Genomic DNA, 22,975 nt, shown 5'->3' on the forward strand with positions numbered 1-22,975 from the left:
GGACTCAGCCCGGCGGTGCGGTCCCGCCCGCACCACGCATCCGCACGCCTGCCGAATGCCGACGCCCCTCCTGAATCACGTTGTTCAGGAGGGGCGTCGGCGACCGAGCGGGGCCTCGACGGTGGAGGTCGCGTCAGCCGAGCGTGCGCTCGGCGGCCTCCACCACGTTCGTCATGAGCAGCGCCACGGTCATCGGCCCCACGCCGCCGGGGTTCGGCGAGAGCCAGCCCGCCACCTCCGCGACATCCGGATGCACGTCGCCGTGGACCCTGTTCTTCCCGGTCTCGGGATCGACCTCGCGCGTGACGCCGACGTCGAGCACCGCGGCGCCCGGCTTCACGTCCTCGGCCCTGATGAGGTGCTTGACCCCAGCGCCCGCGACGATCACGTCCGCCGTCCGCAGGTACGGCGACATGTCGGGGGTGCCGGTGTGCACCTGCGTGACCGTCGCGTTGATGTCGCGGCGGGTCAGCAGCAGCCCGATCGGACGACCGATCGTGACGCCGCGGCCGACGACCACGACGTGCTTGCCCTTGAGGTCGTAGTCGTTGCGCAGCAGCAGCTCGATCACGCCGCGGGGTGTGCACGGCAGCGGCGTGTGGATCGGCGCATTGACGTTCAGCACCAGCCGCCCGAGGTTGGTCGGATGCAGGCCGTCGGCGTCCTTGGCAGGATCGATCCGTTCCAGGACGGCGTCGGTGTCGAGGTGCTTCGGCAGCGGCAGCTGCACGATGTACCCGTGGCAGGCCGGGTCGGCGTTGAGCTCGTCGATCAGCGCCTCGACCTGCTCCTGCGTGGCATCCGCCGGCAGCTCGCGCTGGATCGAGTTCATCCCGATCGCCTCGGACTGCCTGTGCTTCATCCCCACGTACAGCTGGGATGCCGGGTCGGCCCCCACCAGCACGGTTCCGATGCCCGGCACCACACCGCGCTCGCGCAGTGCGGCGACGCGCTCGGCCAGCTCGGTCTTGATCGCCGCCGCCGGCGGCCTTGCCGTCGAGGATCTTCGCGGTCATGTCATGTTCCTCTCATCGAGACTGCAGGCCCGCGCCGAGACCGAGGTGCTACGCCCCCGTCTCGGCGCGGGCCTGCAGATTCGAAACGATTACTGCTGCAGGTCGGGGTACAGCGGGAACGCGGCGGCGAGCGCGTCGATGCGAGTGCGCAGCGCATCGATGTCGGCACCGGGCTGCAGCGCAAGGGCGATGACGTCGGCCACCTCGGTGAACTCGGCGTCGCCGAAGCCGCGCGTCGCCAGCGCAGGCGTGCCGATCCGGAGGCCGCTCGTCACCATCGGCGGACGCGGGTCGTTCGGCACCGCGTTGCGGTTCACCGTGATGTGGATGTCGTGCAGCAGATCCTCGGCCTGCTTGCCGTCGATCTCGGCGTCGCGCAGGTCGACCAGCACCAGGTGCACGTCCGTGCCGCCCGAGCGCACGGCGATGCCGGCATCCTTCACGTCCTGCTGCGAGAGACGGTCCGCGATGATCGCGGCGCCGCGCAGCACGCGCTCCTGGCGCTCCTTGAACTCCGGGGTGCCGGCGATCTTGAACGCGGTCGCCTTCGCGGCGATCACGTGCATCAGCGGGCCGCCCTGCTGCCCGGGGAACACGGCCGAGTTGATCTTCTTCGCGATGTCGGCGTCGTTGGTGAGGATGAAGCCGGAGCGGGGGCCGCCGATGGTCTTGTGCACGGTCGACGAGACGACGTGGGCGTGCGGCACCGGGTTCGGGTGCAGACCGGCGGCGACGAGACCGGCGAAGTGCGCCATGTCGACCCAGAGCAGGGCGCCGACCTCGTCGGCGATCGCGCGGAAGGCGGCGAAGTCGAGGGTGCGGGGGTACGCCGACCAGCCGGCGATGATGACCTTCGGCTTGTGCTCGATGGCCAGGCGGCGCACCTCGTCCATGTCGATGGTCGACGTCTCGGGGTTCACGCCGTACGCGACGATGTCGTAGAGGCGGCCGGAGAAGTTGATCTTCATGCCGTGCGTGAGGTGACCGCCCTGGTCGAGCGACAGACCCAGCAGCGTGTCACCGGGGCGGGCGATCGCGTGCAGCACGGCGGCGTTCGCGGTGGCGCCGGAGTGCGGCTGCACGTTGGCGAACTCGGCGCCGAAAAGGTCCTTCGCCCGCTGGATGGCGAGCTCCTCGGCGACGTCGACCTCTTCGCAGCCGCCGTAGTAACGGCGGCCGGGATAGCCCTCGGCGTACTTGTTGGTCAGCACCGAGCCCTGCGACTGCAGCACCGAGACGGGCACGAAGTTCTCGGACGCGATCATCTCGAGGAAGGTCTGCTGGCGCTTCAGCTCACGATCGAGGACCTGAGCGATCTCGGGATCGACCTCGGAGAGGGGTGCGTTGAAGAAGCGGTCGGTCATGGCGGTTTCCTGCTTTCTCACGGGAAGAGGGGATGGTTTCGCATCGGCCCAGGCGCGCGGTCGATTCCCATGAGAAGTCGCTCCCCGGTGGTGACCCACCCAGACGCCAGTCGCGACGAGGAAGAGCCTACCCGATGGGCGCGCGCCGCGGATGCCGAAGATCCGAGCATTACGGGCCTCGGCCCCTCCCCTGCGGCGCGCCATCAGGATAGGTTTTGTTCATGGCCCTTCCTGATTCCCTGCCACTCGTCCCCTACCCCGTCGATGTCCGCAGAGAAGAGGGTGTGATCCCCCTGGCTTCCGCGCGCATCTCCGGCGACGCCGCCGTCGCCGGGCAGCTGCGCGACGCGCTGGTCACGCGGACCGGCATCCGGTCGCAGATCGTCGGCGGCGGAACGGATGCCGAGATCGCGCTGTCCGTCGATCCCGCCGTCGGCGGCCCCGAGGCGTACCTCCTCGACACGAGGGAGGACCGCGTCCTCATCACCGGCGCGGACGCCGCCGGGCTGTTCTACGGCACCCGCACGCTGCTGCAGCTGGTGCATGAATCGGATGCGGGATGGGTCGTCCCCGCGTGCGCATCGAGGATGCTCCGCGCTTCGCGTACCGCGGCGTGATGCTCGACGTCGCGCGGCACTTCTTCGGCGTCGACGATGTGAAGGCCTACATCGACCGCGCCGTCGACCTGAAGTTCAACCACCTGCACCTGCACCTCACCGACGACCAGGGCTGGCGTCTGGAGATCGACTCCTGGCCGCTGCTCACCGAGCGAGGGTCGGGCAGCGACACCACCGGCGGCGAGGGCGGGTTCTTCACGAAGGACCAGTACCGCGAGATCCTCGCCTACGCCGCCGACCGCCACGTCACGGTCGTGCCCGAGATCGATCTGCCCGGTCATACGCACGCGGTGGGCGTCGCCTACCCCGACCTCGTCGAGCAGCCCTGGCTCAGCGAGCAGTCCGTCGCCGAGCAGGCGGCGCTCGGCATCCCGCTGCCGGTTCACGGCGAGTTCTACCGTCGGCGCCGCGGTGGGGCACTCCTCGGTGCGCATCCACGAGGAGCGCACCTACGACTTCGTGGGCGACGTGCTGAGAGAGGTCGCGGAGATCACCCCCGGCCCGTACCTGCACATCGGCGGCGACGAGTGCCTCGGCACGCCCGCCGCGGACTTCGCGCTGTTCTTCGAGCGGGTCAGCCGTATGGCCGCCGACACCGGCAAGATCCCCGTCGCCTGGCACGAGGCGGGTGCCGTCGCCGGCATCGCCGAGGGCACGATCGGGCAGTACTGGGGCAGCGTCGAGCCGAAGGGCTCGCATGCCGAGGAAGCCGGGCACTTCGTGGAACGCGGTGGCTCGCTGATCATGTCGCCGTCCGACCGCACCTATCTCGACATGAAGCCCACTGCGGACTTCCCGCTCGGGCTGGTCTGGGCGGGGATCGTGCCGGTGCGCGCCGCCTACGAGTGGGAGCCGACCGCGGTCGTGCCGGGCCTTCCCGCCGAGGCGATCCTCGGGGTCGAGGCGCCGCTCTGGACCGAGACCGTCACCACCATCGCCGCGGGCGACGCGCTGGTCTTCCCGCGCATCGCCGCGCACGCCGAGACCGCCTGGTCGCCGAAGGACGGCGCCGAGCGCAGCTGGGAATCGTTCCGCACCCGAGTCGCGGGCCTGGCTCCCGCGTGGGAGGCTTCCGGTATCGACTTCACCCGTTCTGAGGAGATCGCATGGGCATGACCGACAGCTCGGCACAGGGTTCCCTGCTGATCCATTCCGCGCGGCTGGTGAACGACGGCCTCATCGTCGACGACGCCTGGGTCCTCATCGAGGACGGCCGTGTCGCCGAGCTGGGCGTCGGGCAGGACCGGGCCGATGCCGACACGATCGTCGACGCCACCGCCGTCGCCGGCAGCGGCGCGATCCTCACCCCCGGATTCATCGACATCCACGGTCACGGCGGCGCCGGTGTCGCCTTCGATGACGGCGTCGCCGCCATCCGCACCGCCCGTGACATGCACCGCACCCACGGCACCACCAGGGCCGTGGTCTCACTGGTGACGGGGTCGCTCGACGCGCTGGCGGCGCGGGTCGCCGAGATCGCGGACCTGCGCGAGACGGATGCCGACATCCTGGGCAGCCACCTGGAGGGCCCGTTCCTCGATCCCGGACACAAGGGCGCACACGATCCGGAGCTGCTCCGCGAGCCGACCGGCGGCGACGTCGAGCGACTGCTCGAGGCCGGCCGCGGCACCGTGCGGCAGATGACGATCGCGCCGGAGATCCCCGGCGGTCTCGAGGCGGTGCGCATCGTGGTCGCGAGCGGCGCGGCCGCCGCGATCGGACACACGGACGCCGACGACGACACCGTGCGCGCGGCGTTCGATGCCGGCGCATCGATCCTCACGCACGCATTCAACGCCATGCGGCCGATCCACCATCGCAACCCGGGGCCGGTGCTCACCGTCGGCGGCCGACCATCGCGTGACGCTGGAGGCGATCGTCGACGACATCCACCTGCATCCGCATGTGACGAAGCTGCTGTTCGACGAGGCCCCCGGCCGGGTCGCTCTCATCACCGACTCGATGGCGGCCGCCGGATCCGTCGACGGCGAGTACTCGCTGGGCGGGCTGCATGTGACCGTGCTCGACGGCGTCGCACGCGTCGACTCCGGGTCGATCGCCGGATCGACCCTCACCCAGGATGCCGCGCTGCGCAACGCGGTCGCCGCCGGCGCCACGCTCTCCGAGGCGGTGCGCGCGCTCACCGAGACCCCGGCGGCGGCGGTCGGATTCGGCGAGGAGCTCGGCGCACTGCGACCGGGGATGCTCGGCGACGCGGTGCTCCTGAACGCGGACCTGCAGGTCGTGCGGGTCTGGACCGGCGCGCGCACCGCGCGCTGATCCGCCACAGGACGGAACAGGCCGTCGCACCCCAGATGCGACGGCCTCGGTCCCTGTTTCGGGCAGTTTCCCCAGTTCCAGAGCCGGTGGGGCTCGGGAGCTCCTCCCCCGAGGATCCCGAGCCCACCGACCGGCGCATCGCTCTGCACCGGCTGTCGTCCGCGACCGCCCCCCGGTGGCGCGTGCGACATGCTCTACGGATGAGACGACGGTCGTCGTGATTCATTACGCGGGTTCTGCAGAAACTTTCCCGAGAGGTTGATCCGCAGTCGCCGGGAGTTGTGCACAGGGGCTTTCCGAATCATGGAGTTGGGGTGAGAATGGATGAGGCGCGTGACGAATCCGGAGTTCACGCGTCTCTTCTTGTGAGACCGCTCCCGCGGCCCTGGAAGCTCTATCAGCCTGGGAAAGATCTGTGCACGACGACACCACCGACGACCTGACGGCAGACGCCGATCTCGTCCTCCGCACCCGCTCGGGTGACGCCGCAGCGTTCGGCGAACTCTGGCGTCGGCACTACCCCTGCGGGGTCGCGGTCGCCCGCTCGGTCACCTCGACGATCGACGCCGACGATCTCGTGCAGGAGTCGTACGCCCGCATCTACCAGGCGATCCTCAAGGGCGGTGGCCCGAACGGTTCGTTCCGGGCGTATCTGTTCACCAGCATCCGCAACACCGCCGCCGCCTGGGGCCGTGCCCGCAGGGAGACCGCGATCGACGAGCTGGACACCGTCGTCGACCCGAGCAGCACCGACCAGGCTGCCGAGGAGGCCCTCGACCGGGGTCTGACCGCCCAGGCGTTCCGCAGTCTCCCGTCGCGCTGGCAGGAGGTGCTCTGGTACTCGGAGATCGAGCAGATGAAGCCGGCCGAGATCGCGCCGCTGCTCGGGATGAAGGCCGGTGCCGTCTCGCAGCTCGCCTTCCGCGCGCGCGAGGGTCTGCGCGAGGCGTGGATCCAGGCGCATCTGCGCAGCGCTGAGCCGGGCTCGGACTGCCAGTGGACGATCGAGCATCTCGGCGCCTACTCGCGCGGCAACCTCGGCGTGCGTGACCGCAAGCGCCTCGAAGCCCATCTGGACGACTGCGCGCGATGCATGATCGTCGCCGCGGAGGCGAAGGACGTGTCGAACCGGCTCGCCCTGGTACTGCTCCCTCTCGTGCTCGGAGTGGCCGGCGCGGGTGGCTACCTGGCTGCCCTGCAGGGCGGCGGAACCCCGATCGTGGCTCTCGCTGCGATGCCCTCCGACGTCGTCGAGGGCGCCGTGGTCGCCGGCAGCGCGACGGCCGGCGCCGCCGCAGGTGGCAGCCAGGCGGCAGGATCGGCGGCGGGCACCGGCGGCACGGCCGGTGGCTCGGCCGGCGGGGCGCTCACGGGTATCGGAGCGCTCGTCGGTGCGGGTTCGGCCGCGCTTCTCGTGGCCGGGGTTGTGGCCGCCGTCGCGGTCGTCCCCAGCATGCTGAGCGCCGCGCCTGCCACGTCGCAGCCTTCGGCCGGCGACGACGACCCGTCGTCGATCTCGTCGGAGGTCTCGCCCGACCAGTCGGTGCTCGACCAGCAGCCGGTCGTGATCGAGGTCGAGGACGAGCCGCAGCCGGATGCTCCGCAGCCGGAGGAGCCCCCGGCGACCGATGCCGATGCGCTGCCCGCTCCGGCGCCCGAGGCATCCTCCGCACCGTCGGCCGATGCGGTGAAGCCCGCTCCGCCGGCCGCTCCGACCGATCCGGGGACGGAGCCGGGCACCGATCCGGGGACGGAGCCGGGCACCGACCCCGGAACCGACCCGGGCACCGACCCCGGAACCGACCCCGGAACCGACCCCGGAACCGACCCGGGCACCGACCCCGGAACCGACCCGGGCACGAACCCCGGAACAGATCCCGGCACGGACCCCGAAACTGACCCGGGCACAGACCCCGAAACCGACCCCGGAACAGATCCCGGCACGGACCCCGAAACTGACCCGGGCACAGATCCCGGAACCGACCCCGGCGCCGACCCCGGCACCGACCCCGGCACCGACCCCGGCACAGACCCCGGCACAGACCCCGGCACAGACCCGGGAACCGACCCCGGAACGGACCCGGGAAGTGAAGTTCCGGCCGCACCGACGGTGACTTGGGGGCCGGCGAGCGTCTGGATCGACGGCAACTTGGTGACGCACGTATCGATCCCGCTCAGCGGTACCCCCGGCGCGACGGTCGAAGTGCGGGTCCTGCTGGACGGTGCCACGGAAAGCAGCACGGACATCACTCTGGACCAGTCCGGCAAGGGCACCGCCGAGTTGCGCCCCACGCTCGAGCAGATCTTTCGCAATGCGTCAGTGACATTCCGCGCCGTGATCGACGGCTCCGCCGGGGATCTGCACACCACGCGGCTGCGCGCCCTGGGTGCCGGATCGACACTGCAGTCCGCTCCAGCGGACACGGCGGCGCTGGCTGCTGCCACGCAGACCGATGCTCCCGCTGCTTCTGTCGAGTCGAAGGTCCCGGCGAACGAGACGGCGGCACCCGCGGCTCTCCAGTCAGAGGATGCCGCCGCGCCCGCTTCCAATGCCGAGCCGGCGCCGCCCGCCTCCGCTCCGGCTGCCGCGGCTCCGGCCGTGACCGAGGGATCCGCACCGAAGTCCGAGCCGTCAGAGGCTCCTGCCCCGTCCGACGCGCCCGAGTCGGACGACGCCACGTCGGCCGACTCGAGCCCCGTCGGCGATACTGCATCGACCGACGGCACAGCCGCCCTGGACTGATCCGATCGAGGGTCGGCATCCTCCGGACGTCGACGTGATCGTGCCGTACATCGTAGGGCTCCGGCATGAAATGATCGACGGCGCGTGCGCCTGACGAGCGCATCGAGTCCGCCGTTCGCGCGCGCCGGTGCGACAAGACCCCGCGGCAAACACCCCTGACGGACGGTCGTCCGAGACCCGCCTAGACTTGAGGCATGCCCCAGGACTCCACCGCCGTTCCGGGCGTGAACCGCCCGAACATCACCCCGCTCGACGTCGTCCGCGCGATCGTGCTGGTCGTCGCCCTGTTCTCCCTCGGGCTGTGGGGCTTCGTGTCGTGGCCGCTGCCGATGAACATCGTGTTCGGGATCGGCCTGCCTGTGGTCGTGCTGCTGGTGTGGGCGCTGTTCCTCTCGCCGAGGCCGGTGCTGCGGCTGCATCCGTTCCTGCGCGCCGTCGTCGAGCTGCTGATCTACGTCGGCGTGACCCTCGCCTGGTGGGCGATGGGGCAGGGCTGGGCGGGTATCGCCTTCGCCGTCGTCGCGGTGGGCGCGGGTTTGGTGGCCGGGCGCCGTTCGCTCTCATGACGGTGCTGGAGCGGCTCCGTGCCGAGCTGGGCGGGCTGGTCGACACCGGCGCCACCGTGCTCGAGGCGGCACGCTCCGATCGTTCCGGCCATGCCGCGCAGGGCCGCCCTCTGGCGGTGGTGCACGCCGAGACCGTCGAGCACGTGCAGCAGACCATGCGCATCGCCACCGCGACGGGCACGCCCGTCGTCGTCCGCGGCGCGGGCACCGGCCTCGCGGGCGCGGCGAACGCCGGCACCGGCGAGATCGTGCTCTCCACGGCGCGGATGATCCGCATCCTCGACGTGCGCCCCGATGATCTGCTCGCGGTCGTCGAGCCCGGCATCCTGAACGCCGATCTCAACGCCGAGCTCGTCCGGCACGGACTGTGGTGGGCGCCCGACCCGGCCAGCCGGGAGATCTCCACCGTCGGCGGCAACATCGCCACCGGCGCCGGCGGCCTGCTGTGCGCCAAGTATGGGGTGGTCCGCGACGCGGTGCTGGCCGTGGACGTCGTGCTCGCCGACGGACGTCTGCTGCACCTCGGGCACCGCTCTGTGAAGGGCGTCACCGGTCTCGACCTCACCTCGCTGGTGATCGGCTCCGAGGGCGTGCTCGGCGTGATCGTGGGGGCCACCCTGCGCCTGCGTCGCCGCGTCGAGGGCGAGGTCTGCACGCTCGCCGCGATCTTCCCCGGCGTGCGCGCCGCCGCTGCGGCATCGGCCGCAGTGACGGCCGCCGGCGTGCAGCCCGCGATCATGGAGCTGATGGACGCTGCCAGTCTCGAGGCCGTGCACGCCCTGCTCGCGCTCCCGGCGCCTGCGGATGGCGCCGCGCAGCTCACGATCCGCACCGACGGCCCCGCAGCCCGCGCCGAGGCCGAGCTCATCGCCGATCTGCTCCGCGCGGCCGGCGGCGAGGTGGCCTGGAGCGCGGATGCGGAGGAGGGTGAGCGGCTCCTGTCGATCCGCCGCTCGATGCATGCCGCGATGGCGAGCCTGGGCACGACGCTCATCGAGGACGTCTCGGTGCCGCGCAGCGCGATGCCGGCGATGTTCGACGAGATCGCCCGGATCGAGGCCGCCTACGGCATCCGCATCCCCACCGTGGCGCACGCCGGCGACGGCAACCTGCATCCGAACTTCATCGTCGACGGCGACGAGGTGCCGCCGCGCATCTGGGACGCCGCAGGAGAGCTGTTCCGCGCTGCGCTCAGCCTCGGCGGCACGCTGACCGGCGAGCACGGCATCGGCACGCTGAAGAGTCGCTGGCTGGCCGAGGAGCTCGGCGACGACCAGTGGGAGCTGCAGCGGCAGATCGTGCGCGTCTTCGACCCGCAGGGCATCCTCAATCCAGGAAAGGTGTTCGCTCCCCATGCCTGACATCCACGTGAGTGCGGCCGTCATCACCGACAGCGAGGGCCGCGCGCTGCTGGTGCGCAAGAACGGCACCGAGCGCTTCATGCAGCCCGGCGGCAAGCCCGAGACCGGCGAGACCGCCGCCGAGACGCTGGTGCGCGAGCTCCGTGAAGAGCTCGGCCTCGTCGTGTTCCAGGACCAGCTGCGCCCGCTGGGCACATTCGTGTCGGATGCCGCCAACGAGCCCGGTCACCGCGTCGTCGCGACCGTGTTCGCGATGACCGCCGAACCCGAAGAGGTGGTGGTGCAGGCCGAGCTCGCCGAACTGCGCTGGATCGCCGAGTCCGAGCAGGGCTCGCTTCCCCTCGCCCCGCTCAGCGAGGAGCACCTGCTCCCGATCGCCTGGGCCTGATCCTCCACCCCTTCGACAGGCTCAGGGACCCACTTCGACAGGCTCAGGGGCCCACTTCGACAGGCTCAGGGACCCACTTCGACAGGCTCAGGGGCCCACAGGACTGGGTCGCTGGGGCGTGGGGATCGAAGCGTCGTCAGATGCCCTGCCAGGCGGGCTTGTTCGCGTAGGTGTAGCGGTAGTAGTCGGCCAGCTTGAGCTTCGAGGCCGCGGCCTCGTCGACGACGACGGTCGCGTGCTCGTGCAGCTGGATCGCGGAACCGGGAGGATGGCCGACAGCGGTCCCTCGACCGCGTCGGCGATCGCCTGCGCCTTGCCCTCGCCGAAGGCGAGCAGCACGAGGTGCCGAGCGCGCAGGATCGTGCCCAGGCCCTGAGTGATGCAGTGCATCGGCACCTGATCGATCGAGTCGAAGAAGCGCGCGTTGTCCTCACGGGTCTGCTCGGTGAGGGTCTTCACCCGGGTGCGCGAGGCGAACGACGATCCCGGCTCGTTGAAGCCGATGTGCCCGTCGGTGCCGATGCCGAGGATCTGCAGATCCACTCCGCCGGCGGCGTCGATCGCCGCCTCGTAGTCGGATCCCGCGTGCTCGATGGTCGCCTCGGCGCCGTTCGGAACGTGCACCCGGGCCGGATCGAGACCGAGAGGCTCGACGACCTCGCGCGTGATGACCGACCGGTAGCTCTCGGGGTGCGCCGGGTCGAGACCGACGTACTCGTCGAGCGCGAAGCCGCGCACCTGCGACAGGTCACGGCCACGGACGCGCTCCGCGAGCGCCTGGTACACGCCGAGCGGCGTGGAGCCGGTCGCGAGCCCGAGCACGGCGTCGGCCTTGCGGTCGAGCAGCTCGACGATCTCCTGGGCGACCAGCGCGCCGGCGGCGGCCGCGCTCTTGACGATGACGACTTCAGCCATGAGCGGCGGTCTCCTTCTCGGTGATGGGGTAGCCGGCCGGCGCCGCAGTCAGCAGGGCGGCGCCGAGGGCCGCGACCGGAGAACCGATCGGCAGCAGTTCGATTCTCTCATCGAGGTGCAGCGATCGCATGAACGGCGAGTTCTCGGCGTCCGCGCGCAGCGCCCGCACGATGTCGTCCTCGAGGCGTGTTCCCAGCGCCGTCAGCCCGCCGCCGATGACGACGGTCTCGACATCGACCGAGAGCACCAGGATGCGCACGGCCGCGGCCGCTCCCCTGGCGAGATCGGCGCGGAGGGCCGCGGCCACGGGATCACCGGCCTCGGCGGCGTCGAAGATGTCGCGGACGGGCAGTTCGCCCGGGCGTCCCCACGCCCGGGCCAGTGCTCCGCCGCCGCACAGCGTCTCGACGCAGCCGCGCTGACCGCAGCCGCACACCCGGCCGTGGGGGTCGACCGAGATGTGCCCGACCTCACCGGCGCTGCCGTGGGTCCCGCGCCAGATGCGACCGCCCGCGACGATACCGGCTGCGACGCCTGTGCCGAGGTTGAGGTAGGCCATCGATGCGTCGTCTCCGCGCAGCGAGGCCGCGCCCAGCGCCGCGGCCTTGACGTCGTTCTCCACGGCGAACGGGGCGTCGATGACCGATCCGGCGCGTTCCGCGATGTCGAGCGACTCGACGCCGAGGTTCACGGCGTGCAGCACCCGGCCGCTGCCGCTGTCCACCATCCCCGGGATGCCGACACCGACCGAGCGGATGTCGGCGGTGCCGAAACCGGCCTCACCGGCGAGCGCGAGGGTGGTCTCGACGATGCTCTGCACGACGGCGTCGGGTCCCCAGCCGGTGGGCCGTCTGACCCGCCCGAGGATCTCTCCCGAGCCGTCGATCGCGACGGCATCCGTCTTCGTGCCGCCGACGTCCAGGCCCACTCGTATGGCCCGGCCTCCCGACCGGGCGCTCCCCGCCGTCATCTACGAGACTCCCAGCTGACCGGACAGGACCATCACAGCGGCACCGCGGAGCACGATGTCGTCCTGATGAGTGAGACGGATGGCGACATCGTCGAAGATCCCCTCCAGTGTGCGGGCGCGCAGCGTGTCGATCGCCGCCCCGATGAGGACGTCTCCGAGCAGCTCCGGCGGACCGGACAGCACGATGTCGGACAGGTCGAGCGCGGCGACGATCGGAGCGATGCCGATGGCCATCCGCGCGCCGGCGTCGCGGAGGATGTCGTCACGGTCGGACGGATTCTCCTCGATCGCGGCGGTGAGTCGCGTGCCGTTCAGCCAGGCCTCCAGGCAGCCGTCCTTGCCGCAGACGCAGCGCGGACCGCCGTCTGTGCCGACCACGACGTGGCCGATCTCCCCGCGGCGAAACGACTGCCCAGCAGCGGCTGGCTTCCGGTGATCAGCCCGGCGCCCACGCCGCGACCGATCTTGATCAGCATGAAGTCACTGCGCTCCTCGCCGAAGGTGTACTCGGCGAGCACTGCGGCGTTGGCGTCGTTGCGGACGATGACCGGCAGGTCGAGCTCCAGGCTGAGGCGCGACTCCAGGGGGAAGCCGTGCCAGCCGAGGTTGGGCGAGCTGAGCACGACGCCGTCGGGCCGGACGATGCCCTGTGCGCCGATGCCGACGCCGAGCAGCGGCCGGCTGGACGCGGCGATCAGCTCCCGGACGAGCTGCAGGGTCGCCGCGTAGGACGCATCACCGTCCTTCTGATCGGGCCGGGTGACGGTGCGCCGCTCCACCACGTCGCCGTCCAGGCCCATCACCGCACCCTCGAAATGGGTGGGTCCGGAGAGGTCGATGCCGATGATCTGATGTCCGCTGCGGTCGATGTCAACGAGGATCGGCGGCTTGCCCGGTCCGACGGTCTCGCGCACGCCGATCTCGACGACGATGCCGTCCGCGATGAACTCGGCGACGAGGTCGGAGATCGTCACCCTGGTCAGGCCGGTCTCGCGCGAGAGGTCCGCGCGGCTCATCGCCCCGGAGTGGTACAGGGTCTGCAGGACGAGGGCGCGGTTGTGACCGCGGGCGTGCTCGGGGAGAACCTTGGCGCGGGACCTCAGCCGCCGCACGGGTCCGAAGGCGTGCGACGGTGCGCCGATGTGTTCCATCGACGCCGACGCACGCAGTTCATCCGATTCGGACATGTTTGTTCAGTAGACCTTACGAACAAAATTTATGCAACCCACCCCGCCCTCAAGGGCGACCAGGTTACCGAAACGTTACTTTACTCCGCTCCTTCCGCGCCAGGGGTGCGACCGGCCGACAGACCAGCCACGAGCTCCGCCACGATCGACTCCCTCTGAGTGCGCGTGAGCGGCTTGCCCGGGATGCCGGGACGACGTTGCGCGGGCATCGGGCCGTCCAGCGGACGGTACCGCACGCCGGCCGTCGCCAGCCGGCGCAGCTGCACGGGGAGTCGCCGCGCGAAGCCGTCGAAAGACATCGCCTCTCCCCGTCCCAGAGTCGCTCCGCGATCGCCGACAGCCGAGGGAAGACGGCGAAGTCCACCCGTTCGCGCGTGGGCAGGTGCTCGCTCCACACGTTCGCCTGACCGCCCTCGGCGCCGTCGGGCACGCGCAGTGTGTAGGCGCGCTCGATCGGCAGCGGCGGGCCGACGCGGATCGGCTCGTCCTCGGAATCGGACTGCGGGTAGTCCAGGTAGACCTCGAGATCGGGGCAGGCGACGACCGGGATGCCCCGTCGCAGCGCCTCCTCCATCGCCACCGTGCCGCGCCAGGCGAGCAGCCGCACGCCCTCCGGAACGGGACCGGCGAGCGCCTCGTCCCAGGCCAGCGCGGTGCGCCCGCGCGACCGCACATGCGCCACGAACGCGCGCGTGAACCACGGCTGCACCTCCTGCGGCGACGACAGTCCGAGCTCCCGCATCCGCACCTGCGCCGCGGGACTCGCAGACCACTCATCGGTCGGCACCTCATCGCCGCCGATGCCGATCCACTCCGCGTCGAACAGGTCGCACAGCGCATCGATGGCGGCGCGTCCGAAGGCGAGGGACTCCTCCGTGGGCGCGAGCACCCGACGGTTCACGCCGAACCGCTCCCACGGGCCCGTCGGCGGCGTCGAGACATCGGAGTTGCCGAGCTCGGGATACGCGGCGAGCGCGGCCTGCACGTGCCCCGGCAGCTCCACCTCGGGCACGATCGTCACGAACCGGTCTGCGGCGTAGGCGACGAGCTCGCGGATCTCATCCGCACGGTAGAAGCCCGCATGCTCGCCCGGCTCGACCGTCGCCGTGGGGCCGTGTCCGAGCTGAGTGGCCTGCCGCACCGCCCCCACCTCGGTCAGCCGGGGATACCCCGGCACCTCGAAGCGCCAGCCCTGGTCGTCGGTGAGGTGCAGGTGCAGCACGTTCAGGTGATGCGTGGCGAGCAGGTCGATCATCCGGCGCACATCGGCCACGGGCCGGAAGTGCCTGGCGACGTCGAGCATCAGTCCGCGCCACCCGGCGGCCGGCTCGCCCCACCAGGTGCCCGCCGGGATGCGGCTGCCGAGCGGATGCTCCGGATCGCAGAGCTGCCGCAGGATCGTCGTCCCGCGGAAGACGCCCTCTGCAGAGCCGCCCGCGACATCGATGCCGGTGGGGCCGACGCGGATGCGGAACGCCTCCGGACCGCCGACCTCGGACTCGACGCGCAGCGCGACGGCGGGCGCCGCCGGCATCCGGTTCGCCCAGGGCGAGTGCGCCGCGCAGCAGTGCGGCGACCGATCCCAGCCCCTCCTCCGCGTGCACGGCGGCGCCCGGGCGCAGCACGAACGGCCCGGCGTCGGAGTCGATCTCACAGGCGGTCCGCGGCACTGTCGCGCGGTGCGGGGGTGGCGACATGCGCAGCGCCCGCCCCGGCGTCGCCCCGGTGACCTCGCCGCCCGACAGCACGGGCACGCCCGACACGAGCACGTCGACGATGCCGGTCGGCGCCGCACGCGGGTCGTCGAACGACGCCGCGCTGCCGATCGTCGCGGGGTCGAACAGTACCAGGTCGGCGGCGGCGCCCTCACGGACCACGCCGCGCGGACGATCGCCGCGGTGCAGCCCGAGTCTCGCGGCAGGAGTGCCGGACAGGTGCTGCACCGCCTGCTCCAGCGTGAGCACGCCCAGCTCGCGCACGTAGTGCCCGAGATAGTGCGGGAAAGTGCCGTAGCCGCGCGGATGCGGCTTCCCTCCGACCAGGATCCCGTCGCTGCCGGCCGTGTGCCGGGGGTGGCGCATGATCTGTCGCACGTTGCCCTCGTCGCCGATGTGCATCAGCACGCCGGTCGCTCCGCCGTCGGCGATCACGGTGTCGAGCACGATGTCGACGGGCCTGCGCCCTTCGGCCTCGGCGATCTCAGCGACGGTGCGACCGACCAGAGCGCGCAGCGCCGGGTCGCCGACACCCGAGATCTCGATCAGCGTCCAATCCGCTCGTTCGCCGTGGAACCCGTCGCAGCCGATCTCCTCGAGCTCGACCCGCACCTTCTCGCGGCCGTCCGCGTCGAGGGCGCGGAGCGCGCCGCCGAGGTCCCCGCCCTCCGCCAGGCGGCTGGGCAGCAGCGCCGAGAGCGTGGTGGCGCCGGGCAGGTAGGGATAGGTGTCGAGCGTGACCTCGACGCCGTCGGCGAGCGCGGCGTCGACGAGCGCGAGCAGCTCGCCGGCCCTGCCCCGGTTCGGCGCGAAGTTCATGGTCGCGTGGGTGAGATGGATCGGGCATCCGGTGCGCCGACCGATGTCGAGGGCCTCGCGGAACGCGTCGAGGGCGCCGGCACCGTAGCTGCGGGTGTGCGGAGCCCAGTAGCCGCCGCGCTCGGCGACGACCCGGCAGAGCGCCTCGAGCTCGGCCGTGTCGGCGTACATGCCCGGCGCGTAGGTGAGCCCGCTGGACATGCCCGTCGGCTCCGGCGTCCAGCGCCTCGCCGAGCATCCGCTGCATCTCGGCGATCTCGGCGGCCGTCGCCCGCCGGTTCGCGTGCCCGATCGCGAGCATGCGCAGATTGCCCTGCGGCACGAGCACGGCGACGTTGGCGACGGTCGCCGCATCGATCGCCGCGAGGAAGTCGTCCATCGTCCGCCACGGCAGGGCGGTCTCGGGCAGTCCGTTCCATCCGGCGATCTGCACCGGCACGGATGCCGCGATGCGGTCGTCCAGAGGCGCATAGCCGATGCCGTCCTGGCCGATCACCTCGGTCGTCACGCCCTGACGGATCTTGGCGTCGTGCGCCGCGCCGGTGAGCACGGCGAGATCGGAGTGCGCGTGCATGTCGATGAACCCCGGTGCGAGCACCAGGCCCGCCGCGGGCACCTCGATCGCCCCGTCGGGCAGCCCGAAGTCGTCGTCGCCCGGCCGGCGGACTCCGACGACCCGCGGTCCCTCGACCGCGACGTCCGCGACGTAGCGGGGCTGTCCCGTGCCGTCGACGACGGTGGCGTCGCGATACACCCGTACCTGGCCTTCGGCGGCGAGCGAGGGGCTCAGAAGCACGTGGCCACCGCTCCGATCACTCGAGGATCGGCGCCATCCGGGTCGTCGATGATCACCGCGACCCGCCATTTGTCGAACGCCGTGCACGGGTGCGACAGTCCCAGGCGCACCACCTGCCCGATCGAGACCTCCTGCTCCGGTGCGAGCGTCAGGAACGCGTGCTGATCGTTCAGCGCCGTGACTTCGCCGCGCACACCCTGCGGCACGGGCAGATCGAGGTCGAACGGCGCGTCCCTGCGGCCGGCGTCGAGCAGAGCGAGCGTGGGCTCCGGGTGCGAGACCACCCGCGCCCAGACATGCATCGCCGAGCGCAGCGGCCCGGTGCCGAGCACCTCTCCGAACGGCGAGATCCGACTGTAGAAGCCGTCGTCGTGGATCTGGAATGCACCCGAGCGCAGCACCACCTCGGCGCGCTCGCGCCGGGTCGCCAGCACGGCGGCCGCGCGGTCCGGGAAGGCGCTCCCCCGGCGCTCAGCACGGGGCGGAGGCCCGCCGCCTCGAGCTCCGGGTACTGCAGCAGGTCGTGCAGGGCGACGAGCGTGCCGAGATAGGCGTCCACCCGGGCGATCGACTCCTCGCCGCGTCCGGATCCGATCGCGCCCTCGTAGCCCGCGACACCGGCGAGCCGCAGCCCGTCCGTCGCCGCGATCGCGTCGGCGATCGCCTGTCCCTCCCCGACGGTGCGCGCACCGGTCCGACCACCGTGACCGCCGAGCTCGACGAGCACGTCCAGCGTCGCCCCCGAGCTGCGGAGGGCGCCGCCCAGCAGCTGCACCGTGTCGACGGAGTCCGCCCAGCACAGCACGCGCAGTCCGGCGTCGCGCGCCAGCGCGGCCCCGAGATCGGCCGCCGCCGCGGCATCCGTGACCGCGTTGGCGATGAGCACCCGCCGCACCCCGGCCTCGATGGCGACGCCCGCCTGCCACGGCGTGGCCACCGAGATTCCCCAGGCCCCGGCGTCCAGCAGCCGCTGCCAGAGCGCCGGCGCCATCGTCGTCTTGCCGTGCGGTGCGACCTGCACACCCTGCTCGCGCGGCCCATTCGAACATCGTGCGCTCGTTGTGGCTCAGCGCGTCGTGATGCAGGGTGAAAGCCGGTGTCGGCAGGTCGGAGAGATGCAGTCCGGCGCCGTCCAGCTCGGACAGCCGCAGGCCGTGCGCACGTGCCGGCAGGCCCTTCGTCCAGGCGCCGATGACCGGATCGGGGATAAGGAGAGGCATCTGACAAAGCTACGAGGGTGAACGCATGAGCCAGAAGACCCGCGTCGTCACCGACGCCGCCCCCGCACCCGCTCACACCTTCTCGCAGGGCGTGCGTCGCGGACCCCTCGTGCAGGTGTCAGGGCAGGGCCCCGTCGACCCGGTCACCGGTGAGTACCTGCACCCCGGCGACGTGGCCGCGCAGACCACGCGCGTGCTGGAGAATGTGAAGGCGATCGTCGAGGCCTCCGGAGCGACCTTCGACGACGTCGTGATGCTCCGCGTGTACCTCGCCAGCCGTGACGACTTCGGCACCATGAACGACGCCTACGGCGCTTTCGTCACAGCGAACACGCCGAGCGGCGTGCTGCCCTCGCGCACCACGGTCATCACCGGGCTCCCCCGCGAGGAGATGCTGGTCGAGATCGACGCTCTGGCCTTCATCGCCGACTGACCGGCGTCGCGTCCGGTTCTCGTTTCCCGCGCCTCCTGTGCTTGACTTGGCGCCGTTCGTTTTCGCGGGGAAGCGCCCCGCGAGGGAGGGAAACGTACAGATGAACCGCCGTATCGCCGCCATCACCATCGCCGCCGTCGCGATCCTGGGCCTCAGCGCCTGCTCCGGCCCCGCGTCCAGCGACTCGTCCGGTTCCGACACGTCGAATTCGGCGTCGAAGGATGCTCCGAAGACGTCCGAACAGTCGGTCGCGGACGCCTGCAAGGTCGCCGGAGAGAAGGTCTCCGCCGCCACCGGCGAACTGCAGAACATCGACATGTCGAAGGCCGCCAGTGACCCGCAGGGCACGATCGACGCGCTCAGCGCGCTCGTCGACGGTCTCGGCGAGGCGTCCGACACCGTGAGCAACGCCGACGTCAAGGCCGCTCTGACCGACTTCCACGACGACTACGCGAAGCTGCGCGACGTCTTCAAGAAGGTCGTCGTCGACGGCGACACCTCGGCCGCGTCCGACATCGGCACACTGACCTCCGACATGAACGACTCGGTGAAGGCGTTCACGAAGCTCTGCACGGCCTGAGCCGCCGGATCCCTCGAGGGCGGGCGTCGCACTGCGCGGCGCCCGCCCTCGACCGTTGCCCGCTCGTTATCAACCATCCTTTACCATGGAGTACGGAGGGTTCTTCGAAGACCGGGGTGAGTTCGTGACCGATCTCGTTTCTGCGCCGAACACAGGCGCGCAGGACGCGGTGACCGACGGCGCTGCGCCGACGGTGCCGCTGAGCGGTGCCCTGCCGCCGTCCGACGGCGGCCAGCCCCTGGCCTGGGCGCCCATGGAGCCCGCGCCGAAGAAGAAGCACCACGTCGGGCTGTGGATCGGCATCGGCGCCGGTGCGCTGCTGCTCGCCGCGGCCGGTGCGTCGACCATCCTCATCGCACCCGGCACCACCGTCGCCGGCATCCCGGTCGGCGGGATGACCGCGGGTATGGCGGCCGATGCGATCAGCACGCACCTCGCCGAGACCGAGATCGTGCTCGCCGGCGCCGGATCGGATGTCACGGTCAACGGCGCGTCCCTGGGCGTGACGGCCGATGCGAAGGCCCTCGCCGACGCGGCGTTCGCCGCGCACCCGATGTGGAACCTCGGCTCCTGGATGGGCGAGCCCCTGAAGGCCGACATCACCCTCGATCCCGTCGCGGCCGACCGCTCGCTGCGCGCCGCTGTGCCCGCGAGCTACAAGGACGGAGTCGACGCGGTCGTCGCCTTCGACGCGAAGACCGGCACCTACGCAGTCACCCCCGCGGTCGACGGAACCGGCCTCGACCTCGACGCGCTGAGCAAGACGTTCGTCGCCGCGGTCGCCGACGGCAAGCCCTCCGCGCAGTTCGACGCCACCGGCATCCCGACCGCAGCAGACATCACCACCGACGAGGCGAACGCCGCAGCCGAGAAGCTCAACACCATGCTCGGCACCATCGGCTTCTACGTGGGCAAGGAGCGCACCGTCCCGGTCGCACCCGCCGTCGCCGCCACCTGGCTGACCGTGGCGCCGGTCGACGGCGACCTGGTCATCGACGCCGACGCCGGCGCCATCCAGAAGACCGTCGCGACCCTGCCTGAAGCAGTGAACCGAGCGCCGGTCAATGCCACCACCGTCGTGGACTCCGACGGCAAGGTGCTGCGCACCGAGACCGCAGGGCGCACCGGTCGTGCACTCGGCGACACCGCCGGCATCGCCGCGGCATTCGCGGCCCAGCTCGGCCAGGGCGACAGCGCCTTCGCGCTGACGGTCGACGAGACCCCGTTCACGACCACGCCGCTGTACCGGCACGCGGTCGTCGACCTGTCGAAGCAGCACGCCTACTTCTACGAGAACGGCAGGCTCGTCCGCGACTGGGCGGTCTCGACCGGACGGCCCGGATTCGACACGCGCCAGGGCCACTTCCGGATCCGCGCGCACGTGGCGAAGCAGGACATGGTCGGTGAGACCTACGTCACGAAGGACGTGCCCTGGGTCACGTACTTCAACGGCAACCAGGCCTTCCACGGCACCTACTGGCACAGCAACTTCGGTCATGTCATGAGCCACGGCTGCGTGAACATGCCGATCTCGGCGGCCAAGTGGGTGTACAACTGGGCGCCGGACGGCTTCCAGGTCACTGTCCAGCAGTAGCCCCGGCAGCGTCCGTCCCGTTCGAGCGGACCGGCTGCTGGTGTGTGCTCGGCCGCCGTGCGCATCTCCGGATGCCGCGCGCGACGCGCCGCTGCATCCGGCCTGCTTGCGGCGTGTCGCGCCGCGCGCTCCGAAGCCGAGTACGGAGAAGGGCGGGGATGCCTGGCATCCCCGCCCTTTCTCCTCTGCGATCAGAGCGAGTCGATCACGGCGTTCAGCGTCGAGGAGGGGCGCATCACAGCGTCGACCTTCGCCGCGTCGGGTCGGTAGTAGCCGCCGATGTCGGCGGCCGACCCCTGAGCGGCGTTGAGCTCGGCGACGATCGTCGCCTCTTCGGCCGCCAGCTTCTCCGCCACAGGGGCGAACGCCGCAGCCAGCTCGGCGTCCTTCGTCTGCTTCGCCAGTTCCTGCGCCCAGTACAGGGCCAGGTAGAAGTGGCTGCCGCGGTTGTCGATCGTGCCGAGCGCGCGACCGGGCGACCGGTCCTCCTCGAGGAACGTTCCCGTCGCAGCATCCAGCGTCTCGGCCAGGACGCGGGCCTTCTCGTTGCCCTCCGCGTCGGCGAAGTGCTCGAGCGAGGCGGCGAGCGCGAAGAACTCGCCCAGCGAGTCCCAGCGCAGGTAGTTCTCCTGCACCAGCTGCTGCACGTGCTTCGGAGCCGAGCCGCCCGCGCCGGTCTCGAACAGGCCACCGCCGGCGAGCAGCGGGACGATCGAGAGCATCTTGGCGCTGGTGCCGACCTCGAGGATCGGGAACAGGTCGGTCAGGTAGTCGCGCAGCACGTTGCCGGTCACCGAGATGGTGTCCAGGCCGTGACGCATGCGAGCGAGCGTGTAGCGCGTCGCCTCCTCGGGGGCGAGGATGGTCAGCGTGAGGCCGTGCGTGTCGAGCGTGGCGAGACCCTGGTGCACCTTGGCGATGATCTGGGCGTCGTGCGAGCGGTTCGCGTCCAGCCAGAACACGGCCGGAGCGCCGGTGGCGCGGGCGCGCGTCACCGCCAGCTTCACCCAGTCCATGATCGGGATGTGCTTGGTCTGCGTGGCGCGCCAGATGTCGCCCCTGCCGACCTCGTGCTCGATGAGCACGGTGCCCTCGCTGTCGAGCACCTGCACGATGCCGTCCGCCGCGATCTCGAACGTCTTGTCGTGGCTGCCGTACTCCTCGGCCGCCTGCGCCATCAGGCCCACGTTCGGCACGGTGCCGATGGTCGCGGGATCGAGGGGCCCGTTGGCGATGACGTCGTCGATCACGGCCTGGTAGACACCGGCATAGGACGAGTCCGGGATGACGGCCAGCGTGTCGGCCTCGCCGCCGTCCCTGCCCCAGAGCTTGCCGCCGTTGCGGACCAGCGCCGGCATCGAGGCATCCACGATCACGTCGCTGGGTACGTGCAGGTTGGTGATGCCCTTGTCGGAGTTCACGTACGACAGGCGGGGACCCTCGGCGATCGCCTTGTCGAAGGCCGCGGCGATCTCGTCGCCGCCGGCGACGCCGGACAGGCCGTTCAGGATCGAGCCGAGGCCGTCGTTCGCGCTGAGGCCGGCGGCGGCGAGCTGCTCGCCGTACTGGGCGAAGACGTCCGTGAAGAACGCCTTCACCACGTGGCCGAAGATGATCGGGTCGCTGACCTTCATCATCGTGGCCTTCAGGTGCACCGAGTAGAGCACGTCGTCGGCCTTGGCGGTCTCGAGCGTCTCGGCGAGGAAGGCGTCGAGGGCCTTCGCCGAGAGGAACGTGGCGTCGATGATCTCGCGCGGCAGGACCTTCAGGCCCTCCTTGAGCACGGTGACGGTGCCGTCGGTCGCCGTGTGGCGGAAGCTGAGGACGTCGTCGTGCGCGGCGACCCACGAGCGCTCGTTGTTCTTGAAGTCGTCGTGCCCCATGGTCGCGACGCGGGTCTTCGAGCCGTCCGCGAACGGCTTGTTGCGGTGCGGGTGCTTCCTGGCGTAGTTCTTCACCGCGAGAGGTGCGCGGCGGTCGCTGTTGCCCTCGCGCAGCACCGGGTTCACCGCGGAGCCCTTGATGCGGTCGTAGCGGGCGCGGACGTCTTTCTCCTCGATCGAGGACGGCTCGTCCGGGTAGTCCGGCACGTCGTAGCCCTGCTGCTGCAGCTCGGCGATCGCGGCCTTCAGCTGCGGGATCGATGCCGAGATGTTCGGCAGCTTGATGATGTTCGCCTCGGGCAGCGTGGCGAGACCGCCGAGCTCGGCCAGTGCGTCGCCGACCTGCTGCTCGGGCGTGAGCTTCTGCGGGAACGCGGCCAGGATGCGGCCGGCCAGCGAGATGTCGCGCGTCTCGACCTCGACGCCGGCCTTGCCGGTGAAGGCGGAGATGATCGGCAGGAACGAGGCCGTTGCCAGTGCCGGCGCCTCGTCCGTGTAGGTGTAGATGATGGTGGAGTCAGTCACCGC

Annotated in this window: 17 protein-coding genes, 6 pseudogenes and 1 riboswitch; of the genes and pseudogenes, 11 read left to right on the forward strand and 12 right to left on the reverse strand. The window is 71.1% G+C overall.

Going from position 1 to position 22,975, the window contains the following annotated elements:
* Nucleotides 1–133: 133 nt before the first annotated feature.
* Both L2X99_RS09735 and glyA read right to left on the reverse strand, forming a co-directional pair.
* Nucleotides 134–1,016 (reverse strand): annotated as a pseudogene (locus L2X99_RS09735) (bifunctional methylenetetrahydrofolate dehydrogenase/methenyltetrahydrofolate cyclohydrolase).
* Between the two features lie 89 nt (nt 1,017–1,105).
* Nucleotides 1,106–2,380, reverse strand: a complete 1,275-nt coding sequence (gene glyA / locus L2X99_RS09740; protein WP_236123783.1) for a serine hydroxymethyltransferase — start codon at nt 2,378–2,380, stop codon at nt 1,106–1,108.
* Between the two features lie 39 nt (nt 2,381–2,419).
* Nucleotides 2,420–2,504, reverse strand: a riboswitch (ZMP/ZTP riboswitch).
* Nucleotides 2,505–2,601: 97 nt separating this feature from the next.
* On the opposite strand from glyA, the gene L2X99_RS09745 reads away from it, so the two are divergent.
* From L2X99_RS09745 to L2X99_RS17880, 3 genes and pseudogenes are all read left to right on the forward strand, one after another.
* Nucleotides 2,602–2,997, forward strand: coding sequence for a glycoside hydrolase family 20 zincin-like fold domain-containing protein (locus tag L2X99_RS09745; RefSeq protein ID WP_236135030.1), 396 nt, complete (start codon nt 2,602–2,604; stop codon nt 2,995–2,997).
* Nucleotides 2,997–3,293 (forward strand): annotated as a pseudogene (locus L2X99_RS17875) (family 20 glycosylhydrolase); the annotation flags it as partial. The gene L2X99_RS09745 and the pseudogene L2X99_RS17875, both read left to right, overlap by 1 nt.
* A gap of 115 nt (nt 3,294–3,408) precedes the next feature.
* Nucleotides 3,409–4,113: a family 20 glycosylhydrolase gene (locus L2X99_RS17880; protein WP_268928499.1), complete on the forward strand. Its 705-nt coding sequence runs from the start codon at nt 3,409–3,411 to the stop codon at nt 4,111–4,113.
* 311 nt (nt 4,114–4,424) lie between these two features.
* Here the strand turns inward: L2X99_RS17880 and L2X99_RS09755 are convergent, their stop codons facing one another.
* Nucleotides 4,425–4,886 carry a hypothetical protein gene (locus L2X99_RS09755; RefSeq protein WP_236135031.1) on the reverse strand — a complete coding sequence of 154 codons (462 nt, stop codon included), beginning with the start codon at nt 4,884–4,886 and terminating at the stop codon, nt 4,425–4,427.
* Between L2X99_RS09755 and L2X99_RS09760 the strand changes: the two genes are divergently transcribed.
* The 5 genes from L2X99_RS09760 (at nt 4,858) to L2X99_RS09780 (ending at nt 10,335) form a co-directional block, all read left to right on the forward strand.
* A complete protein-coding gene (locus tag L2X99_RS09760; RefSeq protein ID WP_236135032.1) occupies nt 4,858–5,277 on the forward strand; it encodes an amidohydrolase family protein in 420 nt (139 codons plus the stop codon). The genes L2X99_RS09755 and L2X99_RS09760 overlap by 29 nt on opposite strands.
* A 415-nt stretch (nt 5,278–5,692) precedes the next feature.
* Nucleotides 5,693–8,020, forward strand: coding sequence for a sigma-70 family RNA polymerase sigma factor (locus L2X99_RS17885; RefSeq protein ID WP_268928500.1), 2,328 nt, complete (start codon nt 5,693–5,695; stop codon nt 8,018–8,020).
* 194 nt (nt 8,021–8,214) lie between these two features.
* The gene (locus tag L2X99_RS09770) at nt 8,215–8,586 is read left to right on the forward strand and encodes a YrdB family protein (RefSeq protein ID WP_236123780.1); all 372 of its coding nucleotides are present in this window, start codon (nt 8,215–8,217) and stop codon (nt 8,584–8,586) included.
* Nucleotides 8,583–9,947, forward strand: coding sequence for an FAD-binding oxidoreductase (locus L2X99_RS09775; protein ID WP_236123779.1), 1,365 nt, complete (start codon nt 8,583–8,585; stop codon nt 9,945–9,947). Before L2X99_RS09770 ends, L2X99_RS09775 begins: the two co-directional genes overlap by 4 nt.
* Nucleotides 9,940–10,335, forward strand: coding sequence for an NUDIX hydrolase (locus tag L2X99_RS09780; protein ID WP_236123778.1), 396 nt, complete (start codon nt 9,940–9,942; stop codon nt 10,333–10,335). Before L2X99_RS09775 ends, L2X99_RS09780 begins: the two co-directional genes overlap by 8 nt.
* A gap of 136 nt (nt 10,336–10,471) precedes the next feature.
* Here the strand turns inward: L2X99_RS09780 and nagB are convergent.
* The 8 genes and pseudogenes from nagB to L2X99_RS09810 form a co-directional block, all read right to left on the reverse strand.
* Nucleotides 10,472–11,250: pseudogene (nagB, locus tag L2X99_RS09785) on the reverse strand (glucosamine-6-phosphate deaminase).
* Nucleotides 11,243–12,220, reverse strand: coding sequence for an ROK family protein (locus tag L2X99_RS09790; RefSeq protein ID WP_236135033.1), 978 nt, complete (start codon nt 12,218–12,220; stop codon nt 11,243–11,245). The pseudogene nagB and the gene L2X99_RS09790 overlap by 8 nt, the downstream one beginning before the upstream one ends.
* Nucleotides 12,221–13,407 (reverse strand): annotated as a pseudogene (locus L2X99_RS09795) (ROK family transcriptional regulator).
* A gap of 64 nt (nt 13,408–13,471) precedes the next feature.
* Nucleotides 13,472–14,662 carry a beta-N-acetylhexosaminidase gene (locus tag L2X99_RS18280; protein ID WP_329608178.1) on the reverse strand — a complete coding sequence of 397 codons (1,191 nt, stop codon included), beginning with the start codon at nt 14,660–14,662 and terminating at the stop codon, nt 13,472–13,474.
* A 147-nt stretch (nt 14,663–14,809) separates the two neighbouring features.
* Nucleotides 14,810–14,941 (reverse strand): annotated as a pseudogene (locus tag L2X99_RS18285) (hypothetical protein); the annotation flags it as partial.
* 271 nt (nt 14,942–15,212) lie between these two features.
* Nucleotides 15,213–16,412, reverse strand: a pseudogene (locus tag L2X99_RS18290) (N-acyl-D-amino-acid deacylase family protein); the annotation flags it as partial.
* A 315-nt stretch (nt 16,413–16,727) separates the two neighbouring features.
* Nucleotides 16,728–17,021: a hypothetical protein gene (locus L2X99_RS09805; RefSeq protein ID WP_236123776.1), complete on the reverse strand. Its 294-nt coding sequence runs from the start codon at nt 17,019–17,021 to the stop codon at nt 16,728–16,730.
* Nucleotides 16,907–17,758 (reverse strand): hypothetical protein, encoded by an 852-nt coding sequence (locus L2X99_RS09810; RefSeq protein ID WP_236135034.1) that lies wholly within the window; start codon nt 17,756–17,758, stop codon nt 16,907–16,909. The genes L2X99_RS09805 and L2X99_RS09810 overlap by 115 nt, the downstream gene beginning before the upstream one ends.
* Before the next feature lie 224 nt (nt 17,759–17,982).
* On the opposite strand from L2X99_RS09810, the gene L2X99_RS09815 reads away from it, so the two are divergent.
* The 3 genes from L2X99_RS09815 (at nt 17,983) to L2X99_RS09825 (ending at nt 20,564) form a co-directional block, all read left to right on the forward strand.
* Nucleotides 17,983–18,390, forward strand: a complete 408-nt coding sequence (locus L2X99_RS09815) for a RidA family protein (protein ID WP_236123774.1) — start codon at nt 17,983–17,985, stop codon at nt 18,388–18,390.
* 100 nt (nt 18,391–18,490) lie between these two features.
* Complete coding sequence (locus L2X99_RS09820) at nt 18,491–18,970, forward strand: hypothetical protein (RefSeq protein WP_236123773.1); 480 nt, start codon at nt 18,491–18,493, stop codon at nt 18,968–18,970.
* 124 nt (nt 18,971–19,094) lie between these two features.
* On the forward strand, nt 19,095–20,564 hold the full coding sequence (locus tag L2X99_RS09825) for a L,D-transpeptidase (RefSeq protein ID WP_236123772.1): 1,470 nt from the start codon (nt 19,095–19,097) through the stop codon (nt 20,562–20,564).
* Nucleotides 20,565–20,755: 191 nt separating this feature from the next.
* On the opposite strand, the gene L2X99_RS09830 is transcribed toward L2X99_RS09825, so the two are convergent.
* Nucleotides 20,756–22,972, reverse strand: coding sequence for an NADP-dependent isocitrate dehydrogenase (locus L2X99_RS09830; protein ID WP_236123771.1), 2,217 nt, complete (start codon nt 22,970–22,972; stop codon nt 20,756–20,758).
* Between the last annotated feature and the right edge of the window lie 3 nt (nt 22,973–22,975).

This window comes from Microbacterium sp. KUDC0406, from assembly GCF_021582875.1.
GTDB lineage: Bacteria > Actinomycetota > Actinomycetes > Actinomycetales > Microbacteriaceae > Microbacterium.

What these genes read in the sequence shown, in the direction of transcription:
- L2X99_RS09745 (WP_236135030.1), top strand. Translation starts at nt 2,602, where the DNA reads ATGGCCCTTCCTGATTCCCTGCCACTCGTCCCCTACCCCGTCGATGTC.
- L2X99_RS09775 (WP_236123779.1), top strand. Translation starts at nt 8,583, where the DNA reads ATGACGGTGCTGGAGCGGCTCCGTGCCGAGCTGGGCGGGCTGGTCGAC.
- L2X99_RS18280 (WP_329608178.1), bottom strand. Translation starts at nt 14,662, where the DNA reads ATGATCGACCTGCTCGCCACGCATCACCTGAACGTGCTGCACCTGCAC.
- L2X99_RS09770 (WP_236123780.1), top strand. Translation starts at nt 8,215, where the DNA reads ATGCCCCAGGACTCCACCGCCGTTCCGGGCGTGAACCGCCCGAACATC.
- L2X99_RS09820 (WP_236123773.1), top strand. Translation starts at nt 18,491, where the DNA reads ATGAACCGCCGTATCGCCGCCATCACCATCGCCGCCGTCGCGATCCTG.
- L2X99_RS09815 (WP_236123774.1), top strand. Translation starts at nt 17,983, where the DNA reads ATGAGCCAGAAGACCCGCGTCGTCACCGACGCCGCCCCCGCACCCGCT.
- L2X99_RS09755 (WP_236135031.1), bottom strand. Translation starts at nt 4,886, where the DNA reads ATGTCGTCGACGATCGCCTCCAGCGTCACGCGATGGTCGGCCGCCGAC.
- L2X99_RS09780 (WP_236123778.1), top strand. Translation starts at nt 9,940, where the DNA reads ATGCCTGACATCCACGTGAGTGCGGCCGTCATCACCGACAGCGAGGGC.
- L2X99_RS09790 (WP_236135033.1), bottom strand. Translation starts at nt 12,220, where the DNA reads ATGACGGCGGGGAGCGCCCGGTCGGGAGGCCGGGCCATACGAGTGGGC.
- glyA (WP_236123783.1), bottom strand. Translation starts at nt 2,380, where the DNA reads ATGACCGACCGCTTCTTCAACGCACCCCTCTCCGAGGTCGATCCCGAG.